The organism is Wohlfahrtiimonas larvae, from assembly GCF_002006755.1.
Classification (GTDB): domain Bacteria; phylum Pseudomonadota; class Gammaproteobacteria; order Cardiobacteriales; family Wohlfahrtiimonadaceae; genus Wohlfahrtiimonas; species Wohlfahrtiimonas larvae.
Genome location: NZ_MVDO01000192.1, coordinates 1 through 2,039, shown reverse-complemented (window position 1 = coordinate 2,039; position 2,039 = coordinate 1). Strand labels below are relative to the sequence as shown.

Below are 2,039 nucleotides of genomic sequence, written 5' to 3'. Positions count from 1 at the left end.
AATGATGGCATCTGCATAGGATTCTAAGCGATCATATGATCCGCCCATTATTGATCCACTAAACTTTGTGGTGAATTCATCCAATTTAATATCATTTCTCACAAATCTTGCAACGCCTGCAATATTACCCGGACCATACTGCACAGATTGTGGGCCTTTAATAAAAACAACTTCATCATAAGATTCAGGATAAATATAAGCAGTGGGGGGATCCATTCGTCCGCCACAACCACCCAAAATCATTGCGTCATTGCTTAATATTTTTAAGCGCGAACCACCCAAACCACGGAATACAGGTTCACCGCCACCACCGCCTTTTCTAGCAACGCTTAAGTTAGGGATCAATTTTAATAATTCAGCACCATCTTGTGCCGGCATTGGTTGAATTGCTTCTTTGGTATTAATGGTTTGAATATTGGGTTGATTTGAAATCTTTGCAATGACCTGAATATCATCCAATGCTGCAAGTGTTTCTTCTGCATAAATTTCGGGCATAAGGATGCCTAAAACCGCTAAAAATAGCGCTTTTTGTTTCATGATTTCTCCTTGGGGGTTATGATCAGCGATGTTTTAATCTAGGAATATCACCCAATATTCCTAGATTATTAATTTGCTCAGTGCTGCATGTTTGAATGGTCCATCTGTGAGTGGTCCATCGTACTGTGATCCATTTCTGCATGGTTCATTTGTGAATGGTCCATTTGGCTATGATCCATTGCAGGCATATCCATCTTAGAATGATCCATTGTACTGTGATCCATTTCTGCGTGATTCATTTCGCCATGACTACCATGATTCATGCCACCTTTACCTAAGTCATTCATAAGCATTGATCCCATATAAAATACTGTCATCAATAAAACAATTAAACCTGCTAATTTACGTGCTTTTGGAGAAGAGAAGAAACTGCCAAAGAAGTTGCCTGAAATACTTAATGTGATCATCATAGGTAATGTGCCTAAACCAAAAAACAACATGACTAATGGTGCAGTTACTGCATTTTCAGCACCTAAACTCATCGCAAATGCCATGTAAACCATGCCACATGGCAATAATCCCCATGCCAAGCCTGCAATATAAGCTCCAAAAAATGATTTAATTGGGAAAAATTTACGCGTTAATTTTGAAATCGGACGTGACAATTTACTCATTGGTTTTTCAATGAATGCTAAAAATTGAGGAAAGCCAATCAATTGCAACGCCACAAATAGCATCACAATGCCAGCAAAATAACGAATCACAATTTGTAATGGCTTAAGGTCCTTCATTGCAACACTTAATAACATTGCAATTACGCCAAGCAGCATGTAGGTTGTGATTCGACCTAAGTTATAACATAATGCTGCACCAATTTTTCTGCCATTGCCTTTAGCTTCTGTATTCATTCCCAAAATACCAACAACAGGCCCACACATACCAAAACAATGCAAAGAACCATTAAACCCCACAACAAAAACAGCTGTGAGCAACGCAATATCAATCATAAGACTCCCTTTATTACTTTATAACTTGTATATACAAGTTGAAAATTATGTATATAGTCTAACGCTAATAAAAATAATAATAAAGAGGCTTGATTAGAGAATTTCAAATAATACAGTCATACTTGACATAATTATTAATCAATATCTACAAATAATTTACTAGAAAAATTTTTTTATATTTTACTATGGAACTTATACCGAGAAGCCGGATAATACTGCTCTGCATAGCTGATCAGTTTATTTTTATACTGTAATTTTTCACATATTTTGAAACAAGCAACGTGATCATCAACCTTTAATATAGTGCGTAATTTTTCATCAGGAATTACGGCTTCTAATGTATGTTTTTGCGATAAAACCGTCGATAATTTTTGTAAATATGTTGTAGAACAGTCGCGCTTAAACTGTTCTTTTAGATAGTTTGGCGCAAAAGACGCTAGTACATAACGCTTTTCAAACTGAATAGGGATACCTTCACTCAAATAAATGATTTCACTATAAAACACTTTTTCTTGATCCACATCATAAAAATGAAGCTCATGCCTTTCTAAATTT

The 2,039-nt window shown here is 35.9% G+C and carries 3 protein-coding genes; all 3 read right to left on the bottom strand.

What is annotated here, in order from left to right; translation table 11 throughout:
• Positions 1 to 537, bottom strand: a 537-nt coding sequence (locus BZK14_RS10480) for a TonB-dependent receptor plug domain-containing protein (protein ID WP_171973706.1), incomplete at its 3' end; no start/stop codon positions are given.
• Between the two features lie 77 nt (positions 538 to 614).
• Positions 615 to 1,484 (bottom strand): sulfite exporter TauE/SafE family protein, encoded by an 870-nt coding sequence (locus tag BZK14_RS13600; protein WP_143691451.1) that lies wholly within the window; start codon positions 1,482 to 1,484, stop codon positions 615 to 617.
• Positions 1,485 to 1,657: 173 nt separating this feature from the next.
• The coding region (locus tag BZK14_RS10470; protein ID WP_143691450.1) for a GntR family transcriptional regulator at positions 1,658 to 2,039 on the bottom strand (382 nt) is incomplete at its 5' end.